Here is a 1,998-nt window from a genome sequence, read left to right on the forward strand (position 1 = left end):
GATCGACACCGCCCGGTCGATCGCGAAGGTGGTGGCCGCCGTTTCGATCTGCCAGTTGGCGAAGGACAGGCTGCCGACATAGGTCGATCCGACAGTCGCTGCAGCGGCGTCCTGCAGCGCCGAAAGAGACGTGATCGAACTGTCCGCCTCGTCGAGACGCCAGTTGCCATAGACGTTCAGGTTGGAGACATTCCCGCCCGCAAGCCCGGTGCGAAATGTCACGCCGTTCTGAGCCCCGGAACTGTCGTCCGGATGCGAATCGCGAACGGTGTAGGCCAGCACGCTGTCCGATATCCAGCCGGTCGGCACGGCGATGTAGTAGTAACCGTTGACGCCCGTGGTCACCGTGCCGATGTCGACACCGTTCGAGACGCCGGTGACCCAACCGGGATTTTTTGCATAGTAGGGCTGTCGCGTGGCCGACGAGAGCGGTGTGATGCCGCCATCCTTGTAGGCGATGCCGGAGATCGCCTGGATGCCGTTTGGATAGAAACTGTTCAGATACGGGTAGAGACCGCCGGTTCCGCCGACGAAAGCGGAGCTCAAGCTGGTGGCGCCGCCGCCCTGCAGCTGTGCCGTGGTCAGGCCGGTGCTGGTGACGCCTGCAGCGCCTTGGCCGGCAACGCCCGTCGTCGTTCCTGACGTGGTGGTGTCGAAATAGACATTGGTGACCGTGCCCCAGGAAAAGCCGACGCTGCCGCCAACGCCGGTAGCGCCCAGAAGTCCAAGCACGGCGCCTGTGGAATAGCCGTCGCTGATGGCGCCGACATTGAACCCGACCAGGCCGCCGATGTTGTCGCCACCGACAACCGAACCACTGGCATGGACCTGGCTGATCGTGCTGCTGTTGAAACCGGCAATGCCTCCGATCTGGCTGCCATCGTGTCCTCGCACCGCGTTCGTCGAAAACGAACCGGTGATCGTGCCCTCATTGCGTCCGACGAGACCGCCGACGGCAGCGACACCTTCGAGATAGCCGCTTGCCCAAACCCCCGATATCGTACCCTTGCTAAAGCCGGCAATTGCGCCGGTGTTGTACGAACCACTGATATAGGCGTCGACCAGTCCGACATTGCGCACCACGCCGGTGCTGCCGACATAGCCGAACAGCCCGACATAGTTGGCCGGAATCTGCCGCACCCAGATCTGGTTGATGATATGGCCGAGACCGTCGAAGGTGCCGGTAAAGCCGTTGCCGCCATTCTGGATGTTGGTGTTGCCGTCGGTGCCCAGCGCGGTGAAACCGAGCAGGTTGTTCCAATAGTAGGTGGAACTGGCCTCGATGTTGTTGGCCAGCGCATACCGTTCGGTCAGGCCGCTGTTGATCGCCTGCAGGCCGTTGACATCGTAGATCAGCGTGTAGCTCTGGCCGTCGATCGACAGCGCCTGCGCTCCCGGCGTGCCGGTGAAGGTCGCCGATGCACCCAAGGCATAGGAAATCGTGCCCCCGGTGCCGCCATTGTTGGTGACCAGCGTCAACCCGCCGACGCCGCCGATCGTGGCGTTCGCATTGAAGACGATGGAATGAAAGGCGCTGAGCGTCAGCGTGTTGGTGTTCCAGCTGATCGGCGCGGCAATGGTGATGTCGCCAGCCTGCGAACCGCCGCTGCCGGTCGAGATGGTGACGTTGGCGGTTGCGAGAAGGTTCTGCAGCGTGGTGACGTTGATGACGCTGTCATTGGTGTTGGCGGACATGCTGCCGCCGGTGTTGCCGGCAGCGTTGGAGATGGTGACGTTGTAGGGGTCGAGCAGAAGGTCGCCGGTATCGCCGAACCGGGCGCGCAGATCGACCGCACCGGTGAAGTCGAGGCGCTGCTTGCCGGACACTTCCGCGAAGCCGCCATTGCCGCCGTCATCGCCACCACGTGCGGAAATCTTGCCCGCGAACTTTGTCTGCTCGTCGGACCAGACGATGACCGTGCCGCCATCGCCGGTGCCGGTCGCATCGGCGCTGATTGTCGTCTTCGCATCGATCTCGGTTGTGACCGCGTGCTGGAG

The 1,998-nt window shown here is 63.0% G+C and carries 1 protein-coding gene; it reads right to left on the minus strand.

What is annotated here, in order from left to right; all coding sequences use genetic code 11:
- The coding region (locus EN964_RS37955; protein WP_373565081.1) for a beta strand repeat-containing protein at window positions 1–1,998 on the minus strand (1,998 nt) is incomplete at both ends.

This window comes from Mesorhizobium sp. M7A.F.Ca.CA.001.10.2.1 (assembly GCF_003998575.1).
GTDB lineage: Bacteria > Pseudomonadota > Alphaproteobacteria > Rhizobiales > Rhizobiaceae > Mesorhizobium.